24 protein-coding genes are annotated in these 24,968 nt (G+C 68.2%); 6 read left to right on the top strand and 18 right to left on the bottom strand.

Annotated features, from left to right (window positions below; all coding sequences use genetic code 11):
- Window positions 1-2: 2 nt before the first annotated feature.
- Together ftsH and rlmE are read right to left on the bottom strand one after the other, a co-directional pair.
- A complete protein-coding gene (gene ftsH, locus ACTJIL_RS02305) occupies window positions 3-1,898 on the bottom strand; it encodes an ATP-dependent zinc metalloprotease FtsH (protein WP_440753983.1) in 1,896 nt (631 codons plus the stop codon).
- Between the two features lie 30 nt (window positions 1,899-1,928).
- Window positions 1,929-2,576, bottom strand: coding sequence for a 23S rRNA (uridine(2552)-2'-O)-methyltransferase RlmE (gene rlmE, locus ACTJIL_RS02300; RefSeq protein ID WP_440753982.1), 648 nt, complete (start codon window positions 2,574-2,576; stop codon window positions 1,929-1,931).
- 86 nt (window positions 2,577-2,662) lie between these two features.
- On the opposite strand from rlmE, the gene yhbY reads away from it, so the two are divergent.
- The gene (gene yhbY / locus ACTJIL_RS02295; protein WP_440753981.1) at window positions 2,663-2,983 is read left to right on the top strand and encodes a ribosome assembly RNA-binding protein YhbY; all 321 of its coding nucleotides are present in this window, start codon (window positions 2,663-2,665) and stop codon (window positions 2,981-2,983) included.
- A gap of 144 nt (window positions 2,984-3,127) precedes the next feature.
- Window positions 3,128-3,502, top strand: coding sequence for an MTH938/NDUFAF3 family protein (locus tag ACTJIL_RS02290; RefSeq protein WP_440753980.1), 375 nt, complete (start codon window positions 3,128-3,130; stop codon window positions 3,500-3,502).
- Window positions 3,503-3,682: 180 nt separating this feature from the next.
- Here ACTJIL_RS02290 and ACTJIL_RS02285 read toward each other — a convergent pair whose 3' ends face one another.
- From ACTJIL_RS02285 to surE, 4 genes are all read right to left on the bottom strand, one after another.
- On the bottom strand, window positions 3,683-4,462 hold the full coding sequence (locus ACTJIL_RS02285) for a peptidoglycan DD-metalloendopeptidase family protein (protein ID WP_440753979.1): 780 nt from the start codon (window positions 4,460-4,462) through the stop codon (window positions 3,683-3,685).
- A gap of 67 nt (window positions 4,463-4,529) precedes the next feature.
- Window positions 4,530-5,180 (bottom strand): exopolysaccharide biosynthesis protein, encoded by a 651-nt coding sequence (locus ACTJIL_RS02280; protein WP_440753978.1) that lies wholly within the window; start codon window positions 5,178-5,180, stop codon window positions 4,530-4,532.
- Window positions 5,181-5,232: 52 nt separating this feature from the next.
- Complete coding sequence (locus ACTJIL_RS02275) at window positions 5,233-5,916, bottom strand: protein-L-isoaspartate(D-aspartate) O-methyltransferase (RefSeq protein ID WP_440753977.1); 684 nt, start codon at window positions 5,914-5,916, stop codon at window positions 5,233-5,235.
- On the bottom strand, window positions 5,913-6,695 hold the full coding sequence (gene surE / locus ACTJIL_RS02270) for a 5'/3'-nucleotidase SurE (RefSeq protein WP_440753976.1): 783 nt from the start codon (window positions 6,693-6,695) through the stop codon (window positions 5,913-5,915). The genes ACTJIL_RS02275 and surE overlap by 4 nt, the downstream gene beginning before the upstream one ends.
- 110 nt (window positions 6,696-6,805) lie before the next feature.
- Between surE and ACTJIL_RS02265 the strand changes: the two genes are divergently transcribed.
- Window positions 6,806-7,360 (top strand): Smr/MutS family protein, encoded by a 555-nt coding sequence (locus ACTJIL_RS02265; protein WP_440753975.1) that lies wholly within the window; start codon window positions 6,806-6,808, stop codon window positions 7,358-7,360.
- A 15-nt stretch (window positions 7,361-7,375) separates the two neighbouring features.
- Here the strand turns inward: ACTJIL_RS02265 and ACTJIL_RS02260 are convergent, their stop codons facing one another.
- The 9 genes from ACTJIL_RS02260 to ACTJIL_RS02220 form a co-directional block, all read right to left on the bottom strand.
- Complete coding sequence (locus tag ACTJIL_RS02260; RefSeq protein ID WP_440753974.1) at window positions 7,376-7,621, bottom strand: hypothetical protein; 246 nt, start codon at window positions 7,619-7,621, stop codon at window positions 7,376-7,378.
- 87 nt (window positions 7,622-7,708) lie between these two features.
- The gene (gene truD / locus ACTJIL_RS02255; RefSeq protein ID WP_440753973.1) at window positions 7,709-8,770 is read right to left on the bottom strand and encodes a tRNA pseudouridine(13) synthase TruD; all 1,062 of its coding nucleotides are present in this window, start codon (window positions 8,768-8,770) and stop codon (window positions 7,709-7,711) included.
- 131 nt (window positions 8,771-8,901) lie between these two features.
- Window positions 8,902-9,387 (bottom strand): 2-C-methyl-D-erythritol 2,4-cyclodiphosphate synthase, encoded by a 486-nt coding sequence (gene ispF, locus ACTJIL_RS02250; RefSeq protein ID WP_440753972.1) that lies wholly within the window; start codon window positions 9,385-9,387, stop codon window positions 8,902-8,904.
- Window positions 9,388-9,466: 79 nt separating this feature from the next.
- The gene (gene ispD / locus ACTJIL_RS02245; protein ID WP_440753971.1) at window positions 9,467-10,177 is read right to left on the bottom strand and encodes a 2-C-methyl-D-erythritol 4-phosphate cytidylyltransferase; all 711 of its coding nucleotides are present in this window, start codon (window positions 10,175-10,177) and stop codon (window positions 9,467-9,469) included.
- On the bottom strand, window positions 10,174-10,512 hold the full coding sequence (gene ftsB, locus ACTJIL_RS02240; protein ID WP_440753970.1) for a cell division protein FtsB: 339 nt from the start codon (window positions 10,510-10,512) through the stop codon (window positions 10,174-10,176). Before ftsB ends, ispD begins: the two co-directional genes overlap by 4 nt.
- An 11-nt stretch (window positions 10,513-10,523) precedes the next feature.
- Window positions 10,524-11,810: a phosphopyruvate hydratase gene (eno, locus tag ACTJIL_RS02235; protein WP_440753969.1), complete on the bottom strand. Its 1,287-nt coding sequence runs from the start codon at window positions 11,808-11,810 to the stop codon at window positions 10,524-10,526.
- 115 nt (window positions 11,811-11,925) lie between these two features.
- Window positions 11,926-12,759: a 3-deoxy-8-phosphooctulonate synthase gene (gene kdsA / locus ACTJIL_RS02230; RefSeq protein ID WP_440753968.1), complete on the bottom strand. Its 834-nt coding sequence runs from the start codon at window positions 12,757-12,759 to the stop codon at window positions 11,926-11,928.
- Between the two features lie 100 nt (window positions 12,760-12,859).
- Complete coding sequence (locus ACTJIL_RS02225) at window positions 12,860-14,542, bottom strand: CTP synthase (RefSeq protein ID WP_440753967.1); 1,683 nt, start codon at window positions 14,540-14,542, stop codon at window positions 12,860-12,862.
- A gap of 117 nt (window positions 14,543-14,659) precedes the next feature.
- Entirely contained in the window at window positions 14,660-15,058 is a 399-nt protein-coding gene (locus ACTJIL_RS02220; protein ID WP_440753966.1) for a hypothetical protein, read from the bottom strand.
- 152 nt (window positions 15,059-15,210) lie between these two features.
- Here ACTJIL_RS02220 and ACTJIL_RS02215 point away from each other — a divergent pair, with 152 nt between their 5' ends.
- Window positions 15,211-17,871 (top strand): LysM peptidoglycan-binding domain-containing protein, encoded by a 2,661-nt coding sequence (locus tag ACTJIL_RS02215; RefSeq protein WP_440753965.1) that lies wholly within the window; start codon window positions 15,211-15,213, stop codon window positions 17,869-17,871.
- Window positions 17,872-17,996: 125 nt separating this feature from the next.
- Here the strand turns inward: ACTJIL_RS02215 and ACTJIL_RS02210 are convergent, their stop codons facing one another.
- The 3 genes from ACTJIL_RS02210 to ACTJIL_RS02200 form a co-directional block, all read right to left on the bottom strand.
- Window positions 17,997-20,969 carry a tetratricopeptide repeat protein gene (locus tag ACTJIL_RS02210; RefSeq protein WP_440753964.1) on the bottom strand — a complete coding sequence of 991 codons (2,973 nt, stop codon included), beginning with the start codon at window positions 20,967-20,969 and terminating at the stop codon, window positions 17,997-17,999.
- Window positions 20,969-21,556 carry an ECF-type sigma factor gene (locus ACTJIL_RS02205; RefSeq protein WP_440753963.1) on the bottom strand — a complete coding sequence of 196 codons (588 nt, stop codon included), beginning with the start codon at window positions 21,554-21,556 and terminating at the stop codon, window positions 20,969-20,971. Before ACTJIL_RS02205 ends, ACTJIL_RS02210 begins: the two co-directional genes overlap by 1 nt.
- A 270-nt stretch (window positions 21,557-21,826) precedes the next feature.
- On the bottom strand, window positions 21,827-22,120 hold the full coding sequence (locus tag ACTJIL_RS02200; protein WP_440753962.1) for a hypothetical protein: 294 nt from the start codon (window positions 22,118-22,120) through the stop codon (window positions 21,827-21,829).
- Window positions 22,121-22,314: 194 nt separating this feature from the next.
- On the opposite strand from ACTJIL_RS02200, the gene parE reads away from it, so the two are divergent.
- Together parE and ACTJIL_RS02190 are read left to right on the top strand one after the other, a co-directional pair.
- Complete coding sequence (parE, locus tag ACTJIL_RS02195) at window positions 22,315-24,222, top strand: DNA topoisomerase IV subunit B (RefSeq protein WP_440753961.1); 1,908 nt, start codon at window positions 22,315-22,317, stop codon at window positions 24,220-24,222.
- Between the two features lie 142 nt (window positions 24,223-24,364).
- Window positions 24,365-24,904: a DUF4166 domain-containing protein gene (locus tag ACTJIL_RS02190; protein ID WP_440753960.1), complete on the top strand. Its 540-nt coding sequence runs from the start codon at window positions 24,365-24,367 to the stop codon at window positions 24,902-24,904.
- Window positions 24,905-24,968: the final 64 nt, after the last annotated feature.

Genomic DNA, 24,968 nt, shown 5'->3' with positions numbered 1-24,968 from the left:
CGTCAGGTCTGCGCAGCAGGCCCGCCGATGGTGATCGGCTTGGGCTCCTCGCGCGCCGGGCCGCCCTGGGTCCAGCCCATCGGCGGCGGCGGGTCACGGCCTTCCATGATCGCGTCGATCTGCGGCACGTCGATGGTTTCGTACTCGAGCAACAGCTTGGCCATCGCGTGCAGCTTGTCGATGTTTTCGGTGAGGATCTTCGTGGTCCGGCCGTAGGCCTTGTCGAGGATGCCGCGCACGACTTCGTCGATCCGGCGCGCGGTGTCGTCCGACACGCTCTTGTGCTGGGTGACCGAACGACCGAGGAACACCTCGTCGTCTTCCTCGCCATAGGCGATCGGGCCAAGCTCGTCCGACAGGCCCCACTTGGTGACCATGTTGCGGGCCATCTTGGTCGCCCGCTCGATGTCGTTGGACGCACCGGTGGTGACCTTGTCCTCGCCGAAGATCAGTTCCTCGGCCACGCGGCCGCCATACAGCGAGCACAGCTGCGATTCGATCGCGGTGCGGTTGTAGCTGTACTTGTCGCCCTCGGGCAGGTACATGGTCACGCCCAGCGCGCGGCCGCGCGGGATGATCGTCACCTTGTAGACCGGGTCGTGCTCGGGCACCAGGCGGCCGACGATGGCATGGCCGGCCTCGTGGTAGGCGGTGAGCGTCTTTTCGTCCTCGCTCATCGCCATCGAGCGGCGCTCGGCGCCCATCATGATCTTGTCGCGCGCCTTGTCGAAGTGGTCCATGCGGACTTCCTTCGCGTTCTCGCGCGCGGCGAACAGCGCCGCCTCGTTGACCAGGTTGGCCAAGTCCGCGCCGGAGAAGCCCGGCGTGCCGCGGGCGACGATCATCGGCTCGACGTTGTCGGCCAGCGGCACCTTGCGCATGTGCACCTTCAGGATCTGGTCGCGGCCCTTCACGTCCGGCAAGCCGACCACCACCTGGCGGTCGAAGCGGCCCGGGCGCAGCAGGGCAGGATCGAGCACGTCGGGGCGGTTGGTCGCCGCCACCACGATCACGCCCTCGCCGCCCTCGAAGCCGTCCATCTCGACCAGCAACTGGTTGAGCGTCTGCTCGCGCTCGTCGTGGCCGCCGCCCAGGCCGGCACCGCGATGGCGGCCGACCGCGTCGATCTCGTCGATGAAGATGATGCAAGGCGCGTGCTTCTTGCCCTGCTCGAACATGTCGCGCACGCGGCTGGCGCCGACGCCGACGAACATCTCGACGAAGTCGGAACCGGAAATCGAGAAGAACGGCACCTTGGCCTCGCCGGCGATGGCCTTGGCCAGCAGCGTCTTGCCGGTGCCGGGCGGGCCGACCATCAGCACGCCGCGCGGGATCTTGCCGCCCAGCTTCTGGAAGCGAGTCGGGTCGCGCAGGAACTCGACCAGTTCGGACACCTCTTCCTTGGCCTCGTCGCAGCCGGCGACGTCGGCGAAGGTGACCTTGGTCTGGTCCTCGTTGAGCAGCTTGGCGCGCGAGCGGCCGAAGGACATCGCGCCCTTGCTGCCGCCCTGCTGCATCTGCCGCATCATGAAGAACCAGAAACCGATGATCAGCAGCACCGGCAGGAAGTTGATCAGCAGCGCCCAGATCGTCACGCCGGATTCCGGCGGCGCCTGCTTGATCGCGACGTCGTGCTTGAGCAGGTCGTCGATCAGGCGCTCGTCGCGGCGCGGCGCATTGGTCACGCCCTTGCTGCCGTCGGAACGGGTGAACTTGATCGAGCGCTCATCGCTGGCGATGTCCACTTCCTTGATCCGGTCGTTGCGGACGTCGGTGATGAACTGCGAGTAGATGATGTCGTCGCTGCCGACGGCTTTCGGGCTGAAGCTCTGGAACACCACCATCAGCACGACGGCGACGACCACCCAAAGCATCAGATTCTTGACCAGGTCACTCATTCGATTGCGCTCCGCGGCAACGCCGCCACCTTACTTGATTTGTGCCAGCCGGCCCTGCGCCAGCGCATAGACTTCCGGCGAACGCTTGCGCGAGGCAGCCGGCTTGCGGATCACCACCTTGGCATAGCGCCGCCGCAGCTCCCGCACGTATTCGTCGAACCCCACGCCCTGGAACAGCTTGATCAGCAGCGTGCCGCCGGTTCGCAGGTGGTGGTCGGCGAAATCCATCGCCAGTTCCGCCAGATGCATGGCCCGCGGCAGGTCGACGGCATCCACACCACTCTTATTGGGGGCCATGTCGGACAGGACAAGGTCGACTTGCGCCCCTTCCAGTGTCGCTTCCAGCCTCGATAGGACGTCATCGTCCCTGAAATCCCCATGAAGGAACTCCACGCCGGCCAGTGGCGGCATCTCCAGGATGTCCAGCGCCACCACCCGGCCCGGATTGGCCTGGTCCATGCTGCCCAGCGCCTGCCGGACCCACTGCGACCAGCCGCCCGGGGCGGCACCCAGGTCCACCACCACCATGCCGGGCTTGAGCAGGCGGTCGCGTTCGACCAGTTCCTCGAGCTTGTAGGCCGCGCGCGAACGCAATCCCTCGGCCTGCGCCTTCTTGACGTAGGGATCGGAGAAATGCTCCTTCAGCCAGCGCTGGCTGCTCTTGCTGCGGGTGGCCATGAGGGGCTGGGGGTAAGTGCCCGGAAATCAGGGCGTTGCGGGCCGCCATGATACCCTGCGCGCCTTTCCCCCACTCGATCCAGCGCATGCCCATCGTCCTGACCGCAGCCCAGAACCGTTTCCTGCGCGGACAGGCGCATGACCTCAAGGCCATGCTGCAGGTCGGCGGCAAGGGCGTGACCGACGCGGTGGTGACCGAAGTCGCCGCCGCGCTGGAGCATCACGAGCTGATCAAGGTGAAAATCGCCGCCACCGACCGCGAGGCCCGCGACGCGATCATCGTCGCCCTCGTCGCACGCAGCGATGCGGCGCTGGTGCAGCGGATCGGGCATGTCGCGATCCTGTACCGGCCGAGCGAGGAGCACCGGCGAATCGTGTTGCCGCGTGGGGCCGGGGCCAGGGAATAAGGGCCCGGAAACCGGGAATCGTTCGAGGCGGGTGCTGGCGCCTTCTTCCCTGGGGTTACGATTCAGGCCCCCGTTTCCCGGATGCAGTGCCGCGCAAGCGGATGCATCTCGTGCTCCCCCGTTCCCGACCCGATCCCACGTGCCATGCAACTCAACCTCGAACGCCCCGATTACGACTTCTTCCTGCGCGGCGCGGACGGCGCCTCGGCGCTGGTCAACGAGCGCCGGCTGGAACGCAGTTTCATCCTCTCCCCGCGCACGCTCGTCGAAAACTGGCCGGTGACCGACGTCACCACGCTGGCACCCGAAGACCTGCAGCCGCTGCTCGAACTCGAGCCCGAACTGGTGCTGCTCGGCAGCGGCGCGACCCAGGCCTTCCCGCCGCCGGCGACGATGGCCGCCTGCCTGTCGCGCGGCATCGGGCTGGAATCCATGACCAATGCCGCCGCCGCGCGCACGTTCAACGTGCTGGCAAGCGAGGGCCGACGGGTGGTGGCGGGGTTCGTGCTGCGCGCCTGAACAGGTCTTGCAGGAGCGGGTTGCGGGGATCAGCGCTTCGGCAAGTAACCCAAGGGATCGACCGGCTTGCCGTTGTCGCGGGTGAGCCGACGCGGCTTGCGCTCCGCAGGAGCGCGCGTCGGCGAACGACCGGCGCGCTGCGCCGGGCCGGGGATCCGCCCGTCCGAAGCCGGGGTGCGATCAGCGCTTCGGCAAGTAACCCAAGGGATCGACCGGCTTGCCGTTGTAGCGGATCTCGAAGTGCAGCATGTCGCGCGCCGCGCCGCTGCGGCCCATTTCGGCGATCTGCTGGCCGGCTTTCACCACCTGGCCCTCGTTGACCAGCCGCGCGCGGTTGTGGCCATAGGCCGACAGCCATTCGTCGTTGTGCTTGACGATGACCAGTTCGCCGTAGCCGACCAGGCCGGAGCCCGAATACACCACCACGCCATCGGCGGCCGCGCGCACCGGCTGGCCGCCGGCCCCGGCGATGTCGACGCCCTGCTTGGTGGGATCGCCCGCGCGGTAGGTGCCGACGAGCTGCCCCTCGGTGGGCCAGCGCCAGCTGAACGGGCTGGACGCCGCGACCGGCCGCGGCACGGTGGTCGCAGTGGTGCCTGCTGAAGGCGCCGGGCGGCTGGTCGCGGGGGGCCGCGACGACGGCTGCGTCGTGGTGGTCCGGCGCCCGTTGCCCGGGTAAAGCTTCAACTGCTGCCCGGGATAGATCGTGTACGGCGGGGCGATGTTGTTCCAGGTCGCCAGGTCGAGCGTGGTGATGCCGTTGTTGGTGGCGATCCGGTACAGCGTGTCGCCGCGGCGGACGGTGGTGGTCGCGCCGTACTTGGGCGTGGAAACGCGCGCCCCGCCCTCGCGCACGACGTGGCTGCTGCCGCAGGCGGCCAGGACGAGCAGCGCCAGCGAGGCCAGCCCGGCGACGAGGATGCGGGACGGGGTGTTTCCGGTACGGGGCGTCGTGGTCATGCGGCTTGCGGGTCCTTCAGGTCGGGCCAACGGCGGCAGGGGCGTCATGGCGCGGCAAACGGAACGCTCAGCCGGTCAGCCGCTGCAGCAATTCGCGCGCGGCGACGCTGCCACCGCCGATCAGGATACCGAAGTAGACGATCGTACCGACGTTGGCCAGGTAACCCAGCAGCACCGCGACGCCGTCGCGCTGGATCAGGCCAGCGGCAAGGAACAGCAATGCCAGCGCGGGCAATGTGTTGCTGAAGGGCACGAAACCGAACGGCGCCATCAACAGCAGCGCGGCCAGGATGAACGCCAGGTTGTTGAACAGGTTCTGTACGCGGCCATTGACCAGCGCGCGCAGCCGGTGCGGCCGGCTGATCCGTTCCAGCCGCTGCACCCACACCATGCCGGCGGTCAAACCGGGCCGCAGCCGGTCGACCGGCAGCGCCTTCGCCCGCAGTCGTGCGGGCAGCCACAGCGGGCGCCCGATCAGACGGCTGACGCCGACCAGCAGGATCGCGGCACCGAACACGGTGCTGACGCCGGGAATCGACACCGGGATCAGGAACACCAGCGTCAACAGCATCGTCAGCAGCAGCAACCCTTCGTCGCCGAACACGTCGAGCAGTTCGCCAAGTGTCAGGTGGTCCTCGGGCAGCCCGGCGATGATCGCGGCGAGCTGTTCGCCGAGCGACGCCGAATCGCCATCGCTGGCCGGATGCCTTGCCGTCATGTCGTGCTCCAGGTCATCGCCGACACCGACTGGCGTGCGGTCGCCGCCACATTCAGTCGACCAGCCCGGACAGCAGCGGCACGAACACCACCGGCGCGAGATTGGCCTGGCTGATCACGCCATCGGCGTCCTTGCGCAGGCACAGCAGCGACTGCGCGCCGCTGCCGCCCACCGGCGCCACCAGGGTGCCGCCGGGCGCGAGCTGCGCCGCCAGTGCGTCGACTAGCGCCGGCGCGGCGGCGGTGACGACGATGCCGTCGAACGGGCCGTTCTCCGGCCAGCCGATGCGACCGTCGTCGTGCTTGCTGCGGATGTTGAACCCCAGCGTGCGGAAGCGCTTGCGCGCGGTGCGCAGCAACTCGCCGATGCGCTCGACCGTATGCACCTCCAGCCCCAGCGCGGCCAGGATCGCGGCCTGGTAGCCGGAGCCGGTGCCGACCTCCAGCACCTTCGAAGGCTGGGCGCCGTTGGCGAACAGCGCCTCGGTCATCTTCGCCACCACCCACGGCTGCGAAATGGTCTGGCCGTGGCCGATCGGCAGCGCGGTGTCTTCATAGGCGCGGGTGGCCAGTGCCTCGTCGACGAACAGGTGCCTCGGCACGGTGCGGATGGCGTTGAGCACGCGCTCGTCGACGATGCCGTTGTCACGCAGGCGCTCGATCAGGCGGTCGCGCACCCGCTGCGAGGTCATGCCCATCCCGATCGCTTCGGGATGCAGGCGCATGCGCGCGGTCATGGCGCATCCTCGCGCAGTTCCGCGGCCAGGCCGTCGACCCAGCTGGCCACCTGCTCCAGCGCCTGGTAGCGGGTCAGGTCGACGTGAATCGGGGTGATCGAGATGTGCCCGGTGCGCACGGCGTGGAAATCGGTGCCGGCGCCGCTGTCGTGCTCGGCGCCCGCCGGGCCGATCCACCACCAGTCGCGGCCGCGCGGGTCCTGCTGCGGGATGCAGGGCTCGGCGCGGTGGCGGTTGCCCAGGCGCGCGACCTCGAAGCCGGCGACCTCTTCCCACGGCAGGTCGGGCACGTTGACGTTGAGGATGGTGTCGGCGGGCAGCGGGTCGGCTGCGAGCCGGGCGACGATCTCCACGGCGGCGCGCGCGGCGGTCTCGTAATGCTTGCCCTGGTGGTCGGCCGTGGCCAGCGACATCGCCACCGCCGGCAGGCCGAGGAAACGCCCTTCCATCGCCGCGGCGACAGTGCCGGAATAGATGACGTCGTCGCCGAGGTTGGCGGTGTTGTTGATCCCGGAGACGACGATGTCCGGCTCGTCCTCGAGCATCCCGGTGATGGCGACATGCACGCAGTCGGTGGGCGTGCCGTAGACGCGCCAGACCGCGGCTTCCTGCTGCACCACGCGCACCGGCGCATCGAGGGTCAATGAATTGCTGGCGCCGGAGCGGTCGCGGTCCGGGGCAACGATCAGCACTTCATGGCCGGCATTGCGCAGCCCCTGGGCCAGGATCCGGATGCCGGGGGCATCCACGCCGTCGTCGTTGCTCACAAGTACCCGCATGAACCTCTCTTCCGTGCCCCATCGCAGTGCTGTTGCACGACATGATAGCGGATGCGCGCGACCACCCGCCGGGCGATGCGCCGCCGCTGGCGCCGCGCTAGGCTTGGTCCATGACCGCACGCCGCGATCCGCCCGGGGACGGGCCTCAAGACGACGACGCCGCGCTGTTCCGCAGCGCGATCGGCCCGGTGCGCGAGCTGCCACCGGCCCCGCTCCCGCCCGCGCCGCCAAAGCCGCGACCGGTGCCGCGCATGGCCCGGCGCGACGACGACGACGCGCGCAGCGAATTCCAGCGGATCCTCGATGCCGGCCTGCTGGAAACCGGCGATGCGCTGCGCTACCGCTGCGACGACGTGCCACCGCGCGTACTGCAGCGGCTGGCGCGCGGCGAGTACGCCGCGCAGGAGGAACTCGACCTGCACCATGCCGACCTGGCCCAGGCCGAAGCGCTGTTGCGGGGATTCCTGAAAGCCGCGCGCGACGCGGGCGTCGCCTGCGTCCGCATCATCCACGGCAAGGGGCTGCATTCGGATAGCCGTACCCCGCCGCTGAAAAACCTGGTCGACCGGATGCTACGCCAGCGCGCCGACGTGCTGGCGTTCCATTCCGCGCCGGCCGCGCAAGGCGGCGGCGGCGCGGTGCTCGTGCTGCTCGCGAAGCGCTGAAGCGCCCCTCCGCTTTCAGTGGGACGCGATCAATACGCGCCTTTCCGGCGGATTCACCCAATGCACGCGGACGCCGCGCTGGCGTGCAATCCATTCGACCTCCGCGATGTACTGCGCGTCGGGACGCATCCGCGTCTCGGTGGCCGCATCGCCATTGACGGCGGCAGGTGCAACGTAGGCCGATTTCATGCCGGCGCTGGTGCAACCGGCCAGGCCAATCAACAGCAGGGACACGACAGCAATACCGGGAATGGCTTTCATGGCGATTCTCCTGCTTGCCCGGCGCAGGACCCCATGTCCTGCGTCGATTTCGACTCTACGCCGGCCGCTTTCGCCGGCCAGTGCCGCTCATACGTTTCCGACGAACGGTCGCTGGCCGCCCTGCACGTCGTGCATGGCGCCCAACTCCGCCAGCACCGTGGTCGCGTAGGTGCCCGGTGGCAGGGTGAATGCCACCACGAGGGCGTCGTCGCCCTGCCATTCCCATGCCAGCGCACCGGGGCGCAGGCGCGTCGCGCGCCGCTCCTGGCGCAGCCCCGCCGACTCCAGCCCGGCGCGCAGTGCCATCGCGGTGTCGCCGGTGAGCGCGGCCTCCTCCACGTGTCGCGCGGCGCCGGCGCTGCGCAGGTCGCCTCGACCCCAGAGCGGCGCGCTGGGATGGATGTCGAAACGATCCAGGCGCTCGGCCAGCGCCTCGCTCCACGGCTCGGGCCCGAACACGCTGCGACTGCCGTCGAGCGCCCAGACCTCGCCTTCCAGGCCGCGGTTCCATGAGCCATCTCGCACGCGCGCGGCAAGCACCTGGTTGAACAGCTCCGAACGCGCGGCCGACAGCAGGTAGGTACGCTGGGTTCGGGCAACGCGCTGCCCGGCGAACATCGCCAGCGCGTTGCCGAGGTTGGCGCCCTCGCGACCGAAACGCTGTTCGCCGAAATAGTTGGGCACACCCGCATCGACGATCGCCTGCAGGCGCGCCGCGATCGCGGCATGGTCGCCCTGCACTTCGCGCAGCACCAGCCGGAAGCGGTTGCCGGCCAGCGCGCCACGCGGCAGTTTCTTCGCGTGCCATGCATGGCCGAGCACGCGCAATCCCTGTGCCTGCAACGCGTCGATGTCCGGCGCCTCGCGCCCGGGCAGGTGCACGCTGAAGCGCTGGCGGGTCACCGCGTGGCGGTCCTTCAGTCCCGCATACCCGACTGCCATGTCCGCAATCCCGGCCCATTGCGCGATCAGCTTCGCCGCGAAGGCGGTGTTCATGCCGCGCTTCTCGACGTCCAGCAGCAGGTGCTCGCCTTCGCCGCTGGAGGCGAAGGCGTCGATCTCCTCGACGAAGAAGTCCTGCGGCGTCGTGCGGATTGTCGCTGTCAGCACCGCGGTGCCGTGCGCGCACGGGAGCGTTGTTTCAGACATGGCTGTACCGCGCGCGGGTGCCGGCGTTGTCCAGCCGGATTGACGGTTGGTCAACCGTGTTTTCGGAAAAGCGTTTCGCGCCGTGACGGCGCGAGCCTTGACGGCAGGATGCGTCTCGAAGTCGATTCAACCTACGCCCCGTCGCGCACGAGCAGGCACACCGCCTGCGCGGCGATGCCTTCGCCGCGGCCGATGAAGCCGAGCGATTCGCTGGTGGTCGCCTTGACGCTGACCGCGTCGATGTCCACGCCGAGGTCCAGTGCGATCAGCGCGCGCATCGCGTCGGCGTGCGGGCCCACCTTCGGGCGTTCGCAGACCACGGTGACGTCGGCATTGCCGAGCTTCCAGCCACGTTCGCGCAGCAGCGTGTCGCAGTGGCGCACGAACGCGCGGCTGTCCGCGTCCTTCCAGCGCGGATCCGAGGGCGGAAAATGGCGACCGATGTCGCCCAGCGCCAGTGCGCCGAGCAGCGCGTCGCACAGCGCGTGCAGCACCACGTCGCCGTCGCTGTGCGCCAGCACGCCACGGTCGTGCGGCACGCGAACGCCACCGAGCATGACGTGGTCGCCTTCGCTGAAGGCATGCACGTCGTAACCCTGGCCGATCCTGATATCCATCTACCCGTGATCTCCGTAGGAGCGCACTCGGGCGCGACCGGGCGCTCCCTGCAGAACCAGGTCGCGCCCGCGTGTGCTCCTAAGTGCGTTGCGAAAGAACGAACTCGAACCGCGCCAGGTCCGCCGGCGTTGTGATCTTGAAATTGTCCTCAGCGCCCTCGACCAGCAGCGGACGCTGGCCCTGCCGCTCCATCGCCATCGACTCGTCAGTGATGTCGACGCCCGCGTCGCGCGCGCTTTCCAGCGCGCGGGTGAGCTGCAGGCGGCGGAACAGCTGCGGCGTCAGTGCGCGCCACAGGCGTTCGCGCGACTCGGTGCGGTCGATCCCGCCGTCATCGCCGGACCGCTTGAGCGTGTCGCGCACCGGCGCGGCCAGGATCGCGCCGACCGGATCGTTGCGGCCGCGCTCGAGCAACTGGTCGAGGTCGGGGGCCGAGAGGTTCGGGCGCGCGGCGTCATGCACGAGCACGAAGTCGTCCGCGCGCACGCTGTCCGGCAGCGCCGCCAGGCCGGCCAGCACCGAATCGGCGCGCGCGTCACCGCCAATGCAGGTGAGCAGCGGCTTGCCTTCGAACTCGCGCCAACCCGGCCAGCGTTCGTCGCCTTCGGCCAGCACCACCACCGCGCCCTGCACTTTCGGGTGCGCCAGCAGCGCACGCAACGTGTGCGCCAGCAACGGTTTGCCGGCGACTTCCAGGTACTGCTTCGGGACGTCGCCACCGAAGCGCGCGCCGCGGCCGGCCGCGGGCACGACCGCCCAGAGCCTGCCCGGGAGCTGGTCCGGGGTCATGGGTTGTCCTCCTTCGTCGCGTCATCCTGGCGGTCCGGTTCGGCCGGCTGCCTGTCGACCACGCGGTAGAACGTCTCGCCCGGCTTGATCATGCCCAGTTCGCTGCGCGCGCGTTCCTCGACCGCGGCGCCGCCGTCGGCACTCTTGAGCTCGGCCACCTCGGCGGCGAGCGCGTCGTTGCGCTGCTGCAGGCCACCGTTGTCGCGTTCCTGCTGCTCGACCTGGTGCGACAGCGCGCGCACGTCGCCGGCGCCGCCATGCCCGAACCACAGGCGGTACTGCAGCCACGCCAGCAGCGCGAGCAGTACCAGCGCCGTGATCCGCAGCATGCGCATCGACGCGGCCGTCAGCGCTTCAGCGACACGAAGGCGTCACGGCCGGCATACCGGGCATCGGCGCCCAGCGCCTGCTCGATGCGCAGCAGCTGGTTGTACTTGGCCACGCGGTCGCTGCGGCATAGCGAACCGGTCTTGATCTGGGTGGCCGTGGTGGCCACCGCGATGTCGGCAATGGTGGTGTCCTCGGTCTCGCCGGAGCGGTGCGAGACCACCGCGGCGTAGTTGGCCGCGTCGGCCATCGCGATGGCTTCCAGGGTTTCGGTCAGGGTGCCGATCTGGTTGACCTTGACCAGGATCGCGTTCGCCACGCCGCGCTCGATGCCGTCCTTGAAGATGCGCGGGTTGGTCACGAACAGGTCGTCGCCAACCAGCTGCACCTTGTTGCCCAGGCGCTCGGTCAGCAGCTTCCAGCCGTCCCAGTCGTCCTCGGACATGCCGTCCTCGATGGTGACGATGGGGTACTCGTCGCACCAGTTGGCGAGGAAATCGACGAACTGCTCGCTGGTCAGGCGCTTGCCCTCGCCGACGAGGTGGTACTTGCCGTTGTCGTGGAACTCGGTGGACGCCACGTCCAGGCCCAGCAGCACGTCTTCGCCCGCGTGGTAGCCGGCCTTGCCGATCGCCTCGAGGATGGTGTCGAGCGCTTCGACATTGCTGCGCAGGTCCGGCGCGAAGCCGCCTTCGTCGCCGACCGCCGTGCTCAGGCCGTGGCCCTTGAGCACGGATTTCAGCGCATGGAAGATCTCGGTGCCGGCACGCAGCGCCTCGGAGAACGACGAGAAGCCGACCGGCAGCACCATGAATTCCTGCAGGTCGACGTTGTTGTCGGCGTGCGCGCCGCCGTTGATGATGTTCATCATCGGCACTGGCAGCACCGGTGCGCGGTTACCGGCGAGCAGCTTCCACAGCGGTTCCTTCCTTGACGCAGCCACCGCGTGCGCGTTCGCCAGCGACACGCCGAGCAGCGCGTTCGCGCCCAGGCGCCCCTTGTTCTCGGTGCCGTCGAGGTCAATCAGGCGCTTGTCGAGCGCGACCTGGTCGGCGGCATCGAAGCCCCGCAGCGCCTGCGCGATGGTGTCATTGACGTTGGCCACCGCCTTGAGCACGCCCTTGCCGAGGTAACGGGTCCGGTCGCCGTCGCGCAGTTCCACCGCCTCCTTCGAACCAGTGGAGGCGCCCGACGGCACCATCGCGCGGCCGAAACTGCCATCGGCGAGCGTGACTTCGGCTTCGAGTGTGGGGTTGCCACGGGAGTCGAGGATTTCGCGGGCGTGGATCTTGGCAATCGTGGTCATGGTGTCTCGGGGTTGGAGGAATCGATGGACGACGGTGGATCCGAGTCCGGCGCCGGGCATCCAGTCCGGTCGGCGGCGGAATCGGGGACGGCGCGCGGAAAACCCGCGCCTCCGCCTACAGCCCGGCTTCGAGGAAGCCGTTCTTCTTGGTCACGCGGTCGAGTTCGAGCAGGGTTTCGAGCAGCGCGCGCATCTTCGGCAGCGGCCACGCGTTCGGGCCGTCGCTGAGCGCTTCTTCCGGGCGCGGATGGGTTTCCATGAACAGCCCGCTGACGCCGACCGCGACCGCGGCGCGCGCCAGCACCGGGATGAACTCGCGCTGGCCGCCGCTGCTGCCGCCCTGCCCGCCCGGCAACTGCACCGAGTGGGTGGCGTCGAACACCACCGGGCAGCCGGTGTCGCGCATCACCGCCAGCGAGCGCATGTCGCTGACCAGGTTGTTGTAGCCGAAGCTGGCGCCGCGCTCGCAAACCATGATGTCGGGGTTGCCGGTTGCCTTGGCCTTGTCCACCACCGGCTTCATTTCCCACGGCGACAGGAACTGGCCCTTCTTGATGTTGACCGGCTTGCCGGCAGCGCAGACCTTGGTGATGAAGTCGGTCTGGCGCACGAGGAAGGCCGGCGTCTGCAGCACGTCGACGACCGACGCCACTTCGTCCATCGGCGTGTACTCGTGCACGTCTGTCAGCACCGGCACGCCGATCTGCTTTTTCACCTCGGCCAGCACCTTCAGGCCTTCTTCCAGGCCGGGGCCGCGGAAGCTGGTGCCGGACGTGCGGTTGGCCTTGTCGAAACTGGACTTGAAGATGAAGTTGATGCCGAGCGCGGAGGTGATCTCCTTGAGCTGGCCGGCGACGTCGAGCTGCAGCTGCACCGACTCGATCACGCAGGGGCCGGCGATCAGGAACAGCGGCTGGTCGAGGCCGACATCGAATCCGCAGAGTTTCATGATGCTACCCCCGTAGGAGCGGCTTCAGCCGCGAGCTTTTCGTCCCTGCCTGCGCGAATCAAGAGCTCGCGGCTGAAGCCGCTCCTACAAGTGCGCAGGCTCATGCCGACGCCTCCTTGAGCAGCTTGCCGCCGGCCTTGTGCTCCCGCGCGGCGCGAACGAAACCGACGAACAGCGGATGGCCGTGGCGCGGCGTGGACAGGAATTCCGGGTGTGCCTGGCAGGCGATGAACCATGGGTGGTTCGGCAGCTCCACCATCTCGACCAGCAGGTCGTCCATCGACTTGGCGCTGATCACCAGCCCCGCTTCCTCGAGCTGGGTGCGGTAGCGATTGTTGAATTCGTAGCGGTGGCGGTGGCGTTCGGCCACCACGTCCTTGCCGTAGATCTCGCGCGCCTTGCTGCCCGGCTTCAGGCGCTGCTCCTGCAGGCCCAGGCGCATGGTGCCGCCGAGGTTGCTGTCCTCGCTGCGACGCTCGATCTCGCCGGACTGGGTGCGCCATTCGGTGATCAGGCCGATCACCGGGTGCGCGGTGCGCTTGTCGTTCTCGGTGCTGTTGGCATCTTCCAGGCCCGCCAGGTTGCGGGCGACATCCACCACCGCCGCCTGCATGCCATAGCAGATGCCGAAGTACGGAATACCGTTTTCGCGCGCGTGCCGGGCGGTCAGCACCTTGCCCTCGAAGCCGCGGTCGCCGAAGCCGCCCGGCACCAGGATGCCGTCGAGCCCGGCCAATACCTTTTCGGCGCCCTCCCGCTCGATGTCCTGCGACTCGAGCCACTTCAGGTTCACGCGCGTGCGCTGGCGGATGCCGCCGTGCTTGAGGGCTTCGCCGACCGACTTGTAGGCATCCTTGTGGTCGACGTACTTGCCGACGATGCCGATGGTGACCTCGTCGATCGGGTATTCGGCGGCGTCGACCACCGCGATCCATTCAGACAGGTCGGCCGATTTCGCGGCGCGGTCGTCCAGGCGCAGGCGTTCGACGACGATCTGGTCCAGGCCCTGCGCGTGCAGCCACATCGGGATCTTGTGGATGTTGTCCAGATCCATGACCGAGATCACGGCCTTTTCCGAGACGTTGGTGAACGAGGCGATCTTGCGGCGCTCGCCCTCGGGCAGCGGTTGCTCGCTGCGGCACAGCAGCACGTCGGGCTGGATGCCGATCGAACGCAGCTCCTTGACCGAGTGCTGGGTGGGCTTGGTCTTGAGCTCGCCGGCCGCGGCGATGAAGGGCACCAGGGTCAGGTGCATGAACAGCGCCTTGTCCGGCCCGCGCTCGGTGCGGATCTGGCGGATCGCCTCCAGGAACGGCAGCGACTCGATGTCGCCGACGGTGCCGCCGATCTCCACCAGCGCCACGTCGAAGCCGGTGGTGGCGGTGTCGATGCAGCGCTTGATCTCGTCGGTGATGTGCGGGATCACCTGTACGGTGGCGCCGAGGTAGTCGCCGGCACGCTCCTTGCGGATCACGTTTTCGTAGATCTTGCCGGTGGTGATCGAGTTCCTGCCGCTGAGCCGCACGTTGATGAAACGCTCGTAGTGGCCCAGGTCGAGGTCGGTCTCGGCACCGTCGTCGGTGACGTAGACCTCGCCATGCTGGAACGGGCTCATCGTGCCCGGATCGACGTTGATGTAGGGATCGAGCTTCATCATCGTCACGCGCAGGCCGCGCGCTTCGAGGATGGCGGCCAGGGAGGCCGCGGCAATGCCCTTGCCGAGGGAGGACACCACGCCGCCGGTGACGAAAACGAGCGGGGTGACGGAGCCGGGGGAAGTCATGGGATCAGCACGTCGCTGGAAATCCATATTCTACCGGTTCGGCGCGTCCCCGCGAGCCCTGCGACCGACAATCCACGCCCTGATGCAGGCGTTGCGCTGAAAACCGGCCTCCGGCCGCTATTGCGGGCCGCTGCCCCGCGCCGGACCCAGCGGATCATCCGACGAGGCATCGGGATCGACGCCGCCACGCCAATCGGCCACCGGATCCGGCCCGCGCGGCGGGCGCATCGCGGCGTTGTGCGCCGAGGCAGCGGCCGCATCCACCACGTCCGCCAGCACCGCGGCACCCAGCGCGGTGGCGACGGTATCGCCTCCGGCCGCGTTCGACGGCTGGGCCGCACCGCCCGCCTCCGCCGACGCCGCCGCGGCGCGTGCCGCACGTGCTGCCCCGCGCTGTGCATCTGTCTGCAACTGCGGTGGCAGGCTGGAGCCAGCCTGCGACCACCCCCGCGGCGCCCACGCCGAGGTCACGGCCAACATCGCGATGGCGAGGGCGACTGGCATCTTCTTGTTCATCTCGACGACTCCCTGGCTGGCATGGCATTCCATTGCGTCCGCGCGCCTGGCGCGCCGCCGCATCGACCCGGATGCTATCCCGGCGCCATCGCCACGCACAATCCGGCCAACGAAAGACGCCCGGCAGGCCGGGGCGTCCAGGGCGAAGCGGGATGACCGCTGCGGATCGCCTGGGCGCTTTCTTCCGCGGGCGCGGCCTGTTCGACCGCATCGAGCCCGGTATCGCTGGCGGCGGTGGCTGCAGCACCCGTCGCTTCGGCGAACTTCCCGGCCTGCCGTGCGGACTGTCCGGCCCCTCGCGGCATCGGACTGCGGCTGGGCATGCGCTGCTTTCCGGCACGCTCCGCGCTGCCCAGCTGAACATCCATTCATTTCCTGATGATCCTTTCCGACGCTGGATGTCGATTGGATTCGTGAGGCGGCGCCGTGCGGCGCTGCCCGGACCCAACGACCCATCGACAGGACGACGACCCATGAACCATTTCCTGCTCCAGCCCCTGAACGAAGCCTCCCTCCTCCGGCAGCCGGCCCCACCCGCGACGGACGCCGGCGTGCAAGCCGCGCGGCATGCCGTCGAACCCGGGCAATCCATGGAGGAAATCGCCGGCATCCACGGAGTGACCGAGCTTGCACTACGACAGGCGAACGATCTGGGGCCGGGGCAGGCCGTATATCCCGGGACGCTGCTGCGGGTCCCTGAGCAGGCCTCGCCCGGCCCCGACAGCGGGGAATTTGCGGACACAGCCGCGCTGCGGCCGGTGGCTCCGGATACGGACGGGGGCGGGATGGGCGAACTCACCTGGGTGCCGGACTTCAAGTCGATGAGCGACGCCAAGATCAAGAAGTACCTGGAGAGCCCCGACTGCAAGCAAATGGTCGCATCGGAACGCGAGGTGGCGCAGCGCCTCTACGACGCGGGCATGAAGCAGGCCGCCGCCGAATACCTGGCCGGCAAGATGAAGGACATGCCGCCCGAGGTCGCGGCCAGGCTTGCGGAGGAATGCAGGGAATTCATCGGCCAACTGGCCAGGGACGCCGCGGGCGACAAGAAGATGTATGCCGTGATCGCGCAAATGGCCTCGCTCCTGATGAAGAGCCCCACCGGCCAGGGACTGCTGCGCGAGTTCGCGCGCAATCTGGCCGGCGCGATGTCGGACCAGCAGGTCCGCGAGTTCCTGCGGACGATCCACCAGGGCGCCAACGAAGAGCGGCCGCTGAAGATCCTGATCCTCAAGGAACTCCTCGCCAGGGTCGAGCACGGAACCCTCCATTCGGTGCAGGCCCTCGAACTGCGCAACAGCATCACCGAACTAGTCAAGGAGGTGTACCAGGAATACAAGTCCGCGCAGGATGCCAAGTCGGCCAAGGACACGGAGTTCGCGGCCATGCTGGCGCGGCTGGGGAACAGCCTGACCAACGAGCAGAAGCAGGAGCTCTACCGGAAGTTTGTCAGCGATCCCGAGAACGCGGCGATCTATGAAAGGGCCGCGAGCGCCGCGGTGCCTATGGCGAAAATAGTGGCCGTCGCCGCAAGTGAAGTCGTAGCGACGATTCTGAACAGATACGAGTTGTCCGATGTTCCAAACCTGATCGGCAGCTTGGCCAGATACGGCCAGGGCATCGCTGCCGTCGAAGTGCTGTTGGCAGTCAAGGCGATGCCGGCGGCGCTCGCGCAATTGGAAAAGACCGGCGTCGACGTGGCGGCGCTGGAGCGGATTGCAGGTGCCTCCGCGATCGCCCAGGCCACACTCCAGAACGGAGGCGACGTCAAGAGCGGGCTGAACGCACTGCTCGAAGCATTGAAGGGTTCTTTCGATGACGTGGATGGCGTCATCGGCAAGCTGGAGAAGCTGCTCGCCCTCTTCCCCGAAGACCGTTGTCCCAATGCGAAGGAATTGGCCGAGATCCTGGGCGAAGCAGGGCCATTGCGCAATCTCGTTGGCGGGATCCTGTCGATGGCAGTTGCGTTGACGGCATCGAGCCCCGAGGAGCTCAAGAATTCCATGGGCGCGCTGATCGAACTCGGCGTGGCGACGACCGACACCGCCAGCGGCCTCGTCGCGATCCTGAGCCACTTCGCTGCCGAGAGCGGACGGGTCGCCAGATTCCTGGGAAGCGCTGCGGTAACCCTGAAGTTCGTCAGCGCAGCGCTCGGCTTGATCCTGACTTCGATGAGCGTTGGCGAAAGCCTTGAGAGGCAGATGGAGGAAGGCGCGCTCAACTGGGCGGACATGTTCAATATCGTCAGCGGGCTGGTGGCCATCGCAGCAACGCTTCCCACCCCGGCGTCCCCGTTCCTGGCAGCCGCAGCGGTCATCTTGAGCGTGGCAGGCCAGGCCATCGGAGGCTTCGTGGAAGAACAGGAGATGCAAGCCCAGATCAGGAAGTACCTGGTTGAGATCGGCTTCGCGCCGAGCCTGGCAGAGGTATTTGCCGCCAATCCGGATTCGATCAGGCAACTCGTGGACGCTGGTTTCAGCCCCGAACAGATCGCTGCCCTCGCGGGGCACTTTCCAGCACTGCTCTCCAGCAAAAGGGACATGCTGGGACTGGGCATCCTGACTGACGCGCTCAAGGGCGCGGGCCTGGATGCGAACAGGATCATGGACCTGCTCTCGGGAGTGGGCGAGACAGGCCTGCGGCATTTTTTGGAGGCGATCGTGATCAGCCCGGAATGGAGGTCGCAACTGGGCAATTCACGGAACCAGGCATCCTTGGCCGCCACGCTCAGCAAGCTCATCGAAACAGCACCGACCGATGAGTCGCGCGGGGCAATGCAGAAAATGCTGGAGCAGCTCCAGGCACACCCCTGAAACACGCTTGGCGAAAGCAGTCCGTCCGCTCAGTTGACATGGCATCGCCCAACGCACCGTCTCGACAGCCCGTCCGGGTACCGGCGTGCCGTCCTGATGCGACTGCACGGCCCGCCTTTCGGGATTCAGCCTGATCCCAATCGTTCGTCCGCCAGCCGCACCACGAAATGCTTGCCCCCGAACTGGCGGACGAACTCTCCGCGCCCGCGTTCGATCAGGCCGCGCCCCTCGGCGTGCTGCCCGCGCTTGAGCAGGCACACGCCCAGATACAGCCTGGCTTCGCCCGTCCGCGCGTTGTTGTCTCCGTACATGGCGCGCCGCTGCGACAAAGCCTTGCGCAGGACCGGCTCGCAGGCCGGCCTGCCCTGTACGGCCAGTGCGGCACCGTGGTGCATGTGCGCCTCGATGGCCTTGGCACGCTTGCCGCTGGCGTCGAATGCCTCGGCAAGCGTCCGGAAACCCGCTTCCGCCAATTGCGCATCGCCGGATTGCAGCTGCATCTCCGCAACGTAACCGGCAACGGACGAGGTCGAGGCCCAATCTGCGCCACGCGCGCGCCGCAAGCTGCGCATCGCCGATGCCATCAACTCCCGTCCCCGCGCTTGCTCACCCATGGCAGCGCGCACGCGGGCCATGAGCCCCTGGTTCAACGCGACCCTGAAATCGTCCGGCCCGGCCTGCCGTTGCAGCAGGGCATCCACACGCGTGGCAAGCGCCAATGCCTCGGCAAACCGCCCCTGCTCGTAGCGCAGGTCCGCCAGGCGCCACAACGACTCCGGCAGGAAGGCATGGTCCGGCCCCGCGTCGCGCTCCATGATCGCGACCGCTTGCTGCATCAGCGGCTCCGCCTCGTCGAGCTTTCCGGCCTCGCGCAGCACGTCGGCCAGCCCCAGCAGCCAGCGCCCTTCCCCGCGGGTACCCGCCTTCGGCCCTGCCTTCGACAGGGCCAGCGTCTCGCGCATGCTGCGCTCGGCATCATCGAAGCGGCCCAGCCTCTGGTAGGTGAGGCCGAGATTGCCCAACGGCGTCTCCAGCAGGTCCTTCGCCCCGAACTCCCGGTAGATGGCGATGGCGCTGCGATATGTTTCCGCGGCCCGTGGTGCGTCACCTGCGCCCTGCAGTCCGACGGCATAGTCGCTAAGTCCGTTCGCGTACCGCAGACTGCGCGGCCCGTCGATCTGTCTGATGGTCTCCAGTGCGTGATCGAGCAGCGCCTTGCCTTCGGCACCCTTGTCCCGCTCATCCAGGAGGACCAGTCCGAGGGACTGTTCCGCGCCGGCGGTCCGGGCGTCGCGCTCTCCGAAGTTACGCCGATAGATGTCAAGCGCGCGCCGGCGCAGGCGCAGTGCTCCATCGATGTCGCTCCCCATTTCCAGGGCACTGGCCATGCCCTCGTAGGCCAGCGCGGTCTTCGGGGCGTCGCCGAGCGTCCGTTCGAAGATGGCGGCTGCCCGCGTGGTCGCGTCCTGCGAGCCCTTCCAGTCACCCTTGGCGTACAGCACGCTGGACAATTGGTACAGCGAGTCGGCGTAGGCCTCGTGTTCTTCCCCGAACAACTCGCGGCGTCCGCGCAACGAGCGCCGCATCAACTTTTCGGCCCGATCCAGGTCGCCTCGCGACTCGTACGCGTTGCCCAGCGCGACCAGTATCTCGGCATGCAGCGCCGGTGTATCGCCGAGTTCCTCGTCCGCGAGCCTGGTGCCGGCTTCGAGCAACTCGCCAACGGTCGGCTCCTTGCTGTCACGCCAGGCATAGGGATCGGCCTGGGAGATGATCTTGACCAGGAAGTCCCTGGCCTGCTCCGCCCGCCGCGCCTGCTTCTGCGCTTCGATCGTCTGTGTCTTCGCCGCCAGCGCCTGCCATGTCGCTACCAGCGCACCGGCCGTCAGCGACAGTGCGATGGCTGCAGCTGCCGCGACGCCCCAGCGGTGGCGGGCAACGAACCGGCGCGTGCGATACCACGCGCTGTCCGGCTGCGCATGGACGGGCTGGCCGTCCAGGTAGCGCTGGAGGTCTTCGGCCAGCCCCTGGGCCGAGCCATAGCGCAACGCCTGATCGGCGTGCATGGCCTTGCGCACGATCGTGTCCAGGTCACCTTGCAGCACGCGCTGCAGGCGTTCGGTGCTGCCGCCACGCAGCGCGGCAGCCGCACTCCCGATCGTGGAGGACGGCCGCTGTGGCGCCGTGGCGTCCTTGCCACCGCTCGCCGGCCGCTCGCCCGTGAGCAACTCGTGCAGCAGGACGCCCAGCGCGTAGACATCCGTTGCAGTGCTCGCCGGTTCGCCGCGCAACTGCTCGGGGGCGGCGTACTCCGGCGTGAGCATGCGCCAGCCCATCCGGGTCAGGGTCGCCGCTTCGGCGCTGGCGCTGGTCACGTCGAGCACCTTGGCAATGCCGAAATCGAGCAGCTTGACCTGCCCGCTGGCGGTGACCATGACGTTGCCGGGCTTCAGATCCCGGTGCACGACCAGTTGCTGGTGGGCGTACTGCACTGCCGCAACCGCATCGAGGAACAGCGCGATGCGTTCCCGGATCCCCAGCCTGCGGGCATCGCACCAGTCGGTGATCCGCTGGCCGTCCACCCATTCCATGGTGAACCAGGGCTGCCCTTCTTCCGACACGCCGCCATCCATGAACAGCGCGATATGCGGATGCCGGAGCCGGGACAGGATGCGGCGTTCATCGAGGAAGCGGGCAATGATGGTATCGGTGTCGAGGCCGCGCTTGAGCAGTTTCAGCGCCACCTGTTGCTCGAAGCCGCCATCGGTCCGTTCCGCGAGCCACACGGTTCCCATGCCGCCGCGTCCCAGCTCCCGCACCAGCCGGTAGGGCCCGACCACTTCACCTGGCAGGTGCGCCGGCGCAGGTTCCTGCCCGTCGAGGACATCGGCCGCCCACTCCATCGCAGGCGAGTCCACGCGCCGGTCGGTCGCGGCTTCCGCTGCCAGCAGGGCTTCGACTTCCTCGCGCAATGCCGGGTCGCCTGCGCACTGCGCGGCGACCACGTGTTCGCGATCCTCGCTGGATGCATCCAGGGCAGCGTCCAGGACCGCGCAGATCCTTTGCCAACGGGCCTGCCGCTGTTGGTCCTCCGACATCACGCGTCTGGCTCCAGGCTCAACTCGCGGATCAGGAACATGCGCGCCTTGCGCCAGTCGCGCTTGATCGTGGCCGTGGACACTTGCAGGACTTCCGCCGCTTCCTCCAGCGACAGGCCGCCGAACACCCGCATCTGTGCCACCTCGGCCTGGCGCACATCCAGCGCCGCCAGGCGCGCAAGCGCGCTGTCCACTGCGAGTACGTCCGCCGCCCCCGGTATCCCGGCGGCCAGGTGTTCATCGAGCTCGACGCGCTGCCGGTCGCCGCCGCGCTTCTGCCTGCCCCGCTCCCGCGCCCTGTCCACCAGGACGTTGCGCATCACGCGTGCAACCAGGACGAGGAAGTGCGTGCGATCCTGGATCCCGACCTGCTCGCGGTCGATCAGCCGCAGGTAGGCTTCGTGCACCAGCGCGGTCGTGTGCAAGGTGTCACTCGACCACGCGCGCGCAACCTGGCGGTGTGCCAGCGTTCGCAATTCTCTGTAAAGCGTCGCGAACAGGACGTCGAAGTCTGCACCGGCTCCATGCCGCCACGAGACGAACAGCCTGGTGATGTCCTCCGAGGTTGGCTCGCCGTTCGCGTGCATGGCGCGTCAGTGGCATCCGTGCTGCAGGTTCCCGATATCGGATCATGCCATACGGGCAGCAGACGACACCTCCGCGCATGGCCGCCCGACCCTTCCAGTGTGGCGGGCCGCCGCGGGCGGGTTTTACAAGACGTCGCAATGGCCAGTCTCGGCCACATGGTCCACAACACGCACCGACTCCAGGGAACGCGAGCGCTCCCGCAGCACGAAGAGAAACGCCCCGGCGAGCCGGGGCGTCCAAGGTCCGAAGCGGACGACCGCTGCGGGTTGCTAGTTCTGCTCTTCTTCCTCGGACTCGGCAGCCTCGTCGGCCGCATCCGATGCAGTATCGCTGGCCTCGTTGGCCGCCTGCGCCTGGCCTTCCGCAGCCTCTGCCTGGCCTTCCGCAGCCTTGGCCTTCGCCTCGGCGGCGGTGGCCGCGGCTTCCGCGGCTTCGGCCGATTCCTGTGCCTGCTGCGCGGATTGTTCGGCCTTGGCGGCATCGGTCTGCGACTGGGCATGCGCCGCCGGGACGGCGAAGGCGGCTGCGATCACGGCGGCCAGAAGGATCTGGGATTGCTTCATCGGTGGTTCTCCCTACGAATAAATGGTGGTGTTTCCAGCATTCGCTCCCCACGGCGAGAGTCGCACGCTAGCCGGCCCACCCCCGCCGGCCACTGAACAACGGAGTTTTAACACCGCCGCATCGGTAAGCTATGCGCACGCTCCACACCCCCACGCTCCACACCCCCACGCCGAACACGAATGGCCCGACACGAATGAATGCACGCTACGACGCCGCCGACATCGAAGTCCTGTCGGGGCTGGACCCGGTCAAGCGACGCCCGGGCATGTACACCGACACCACCCGCCCCAACCACCTGGCGCAGGAAGTGGTTGACAACGCGGTCGACGAGGCACTGGCCGGGCACGCGCGCGAGATCGAGGTGGTGCTGCATGCCGATGGCAGCTGCGAGGTCTCCGACGACGGCCGCGGCATGCCGGTGGACCTGCACCCGGAGGAAAAAATCCCGGGCGTGGAACTGATCCTCACCCGCCTGCACGCGGGCGGCAAGTTCAGCAACAAGAACTACACCTTCTCCGGCGGCCTGCACGGGGTCGGCGTCAGCGTGGTCAACGCGCTGTCGAAGCAGCTGGACGTGTACATCAAGCGTGACGGCAACGAGCACCGGATGTCGTTCGCCCACGGCGACCGCGCATCGAAGCTGGAGGTGGTCGGCAGCGTCGGCAAGCGCAACACCGGCACCCGGCTGCGTTTCTGGCCGGATCCGAAATACTTCGACACGGCCAAGTTCAATCTCCGTGCGCTGCGCCATCTGCTGCGTGCCAAGGCCGTGCTCTGCCCCGGGCTCACCGTGCACCTGTACGACGAGGCCAGCGGCGAGCGCGACCAGTGGCAATACGCCGACGGCCTGAGCGACTACCTGCGCGGCGAACTGGTCGACCGCGAGCTGCTGCCGCCGCAACTGTTCATCGGCCGGCTTGCGAAGGACACCGAAGTGGTCGACTGGGCCGTGGCCTGGGCGCCGGATGGCGACCTGGTGCAGGAAAGCTACGTCAACCTGATTCCGACCGCGCAGCACGGCACCCACGTCAACGGCCTGCGCACCGGTTTCACCGACGCGCTGCGGGAGTTCTGCGACTTCCGCAACCTGCTGCCGCGCGGCGTCAAGCTGGCGCCGGAGGACGTCTGGGACCGCGTCGCGTTCGTGCTCAGCGTCAAGATGACCGACCCGCAGTTCAGCGGCCAGACCAAGGAGCGATTGTCGTCGCGCCAGGCCGCGGGCTTCGTCGAGAACGCCGCCCACGATGCGTTCTCGCTGTGGCTCAACCAGAACGTCGAACTCGGCGAGAAGATCGCGCAGCTTGCGATCGAACGCGCCAGCGCGCGGCTCAAGACCGAGAAGCAGATCACCCGCAAGAAGGTCACCCAGGGCCCTGCCCTGCCCGGCAAGCTCGCCGACTGCATCTCGCAGGACCTGTCGCGCACCGAGCTGTTCCTGGTGGAAGGCGATTCGGCCGGCGGCAGCGCGCGCCAGGCGCGCGACAAGGACTTCCAGGCGATCCTTCCGCTGCGCGGCAAGATCCTCAACACCTGGGAAGTGGCGTCGGGCGGCGTGCTGGCCTCCAACGAAGTCCACGACCTGGCCGTCGCCATCGGCTGCGACCCGGGAAAGGACGACGTCTCCGGACTGCGCTACGGCAAGATCGTGATCCTCGCCGACGCCGACTCCGACGGCCTGCACATCGCCACCCTGCTCTCGGCGCTGTTCCTGAAGCACTTCCCCACGCTGGTCGCCGCCGGCCACGTGTTCGTGGCAATGCCGCCGCTGTTCCGCGTCGACGTGGGCAAGCAGGTGTTCTACGCCCTGGACGAGGAAGAAAAGCGCCTGCTGCTGGAGAAGATCGAGCGCGAGAAAAGCGATCGCAAGAAAGGCATGTCCGGTGCGGTCAACGTGACCCGGTTCAAGGGCCTGGGCGAGATGAACCCCTCGCAGCTGCGCGAATCGACCATCCATCCCGACACCCGCCGGCTGGTGCAGCTGACCATCGACGACGCCGACCAGACCCGCTCGCTGATGGACATGCTGCTGGCGAAGAAGCGTTCGGGGGATCGCAAGGCGTGGCTGGAGGCGAAGGGCGACCTGGCGACCCTGGAGGTCTGATGAGCGATTCGTTGCCACCCGCCGTGGCAACGGCCCGTGCGTTTGCGCTTGCGCTGCGGAACGAATCGCGCGGCGCGGCGGCGCTGCAAGTCTGAGCGGGCACGGGATGGGTCGGCACGAACAGCAACCGCCCCGCCCGGGTGTGCCGGACAGCGTATTCGCACACCTGCTGGGCGACGCGTGGGCCGCGCTGCCCGCGGCGGTGCGTGGGTTCCACCAATCGACCGACGCCCATTACGCCGGCACCGCGCTCGTGCGCGGCGCCGACCACCTGCCCGCACGACTGCTGCGGCGCGTGTTCGGCTTTCCCCGGCCCGGCGTGTCGGTGCCGGTACGCATCCACGTCCGGCGCGAGGGCGACGGCGAGCGCTGGAGCCGCCGCTTCGGCGACCGTGCCTTCGCCTCCAGTTTCTGCCGCGACGCCAGCGGCACGCTGCTGGCCGAACGCTTCGGCCCGTTCCGCTTCCATTTCGCGCTGTCCGCCGCCGGCGGGCGCATGCACTGGCATTTCCGGCGCTGGTCGCTGGGCCCGCTGCCGCTGCCGGGTGCGCTCGGCCCGCGGATCGAGTCCTGGGAGGCGGAAGACGGAAACGGCGCCTTCCGCTTCTACTCCCATGCCGACTTCCCCCTGCTCGGACGGCTGATCCACTACGACGGCGCCGTGGTACCCGTGGTCTCCTGACCCGCGGCGGGCGCTTGGCATCCCGCCCGGCGCACGGTTAGTCTGGCGGCGGCCTTGGGGAAGG

The sequence above is a fragment of the Luteimonas sp. 22616 genome (assembly GCF_052044325.1).
Lineage (GTDB): Bacteria > Pseudomonadota > Gammaproteobacteria > Xanthomonadales > Xanthomonadaceae > Luteimonas.
Note: the sequence above shows the minus strand (reverse complement) of the source record. Positions and strands in the feature narration are given on the sequence as shown.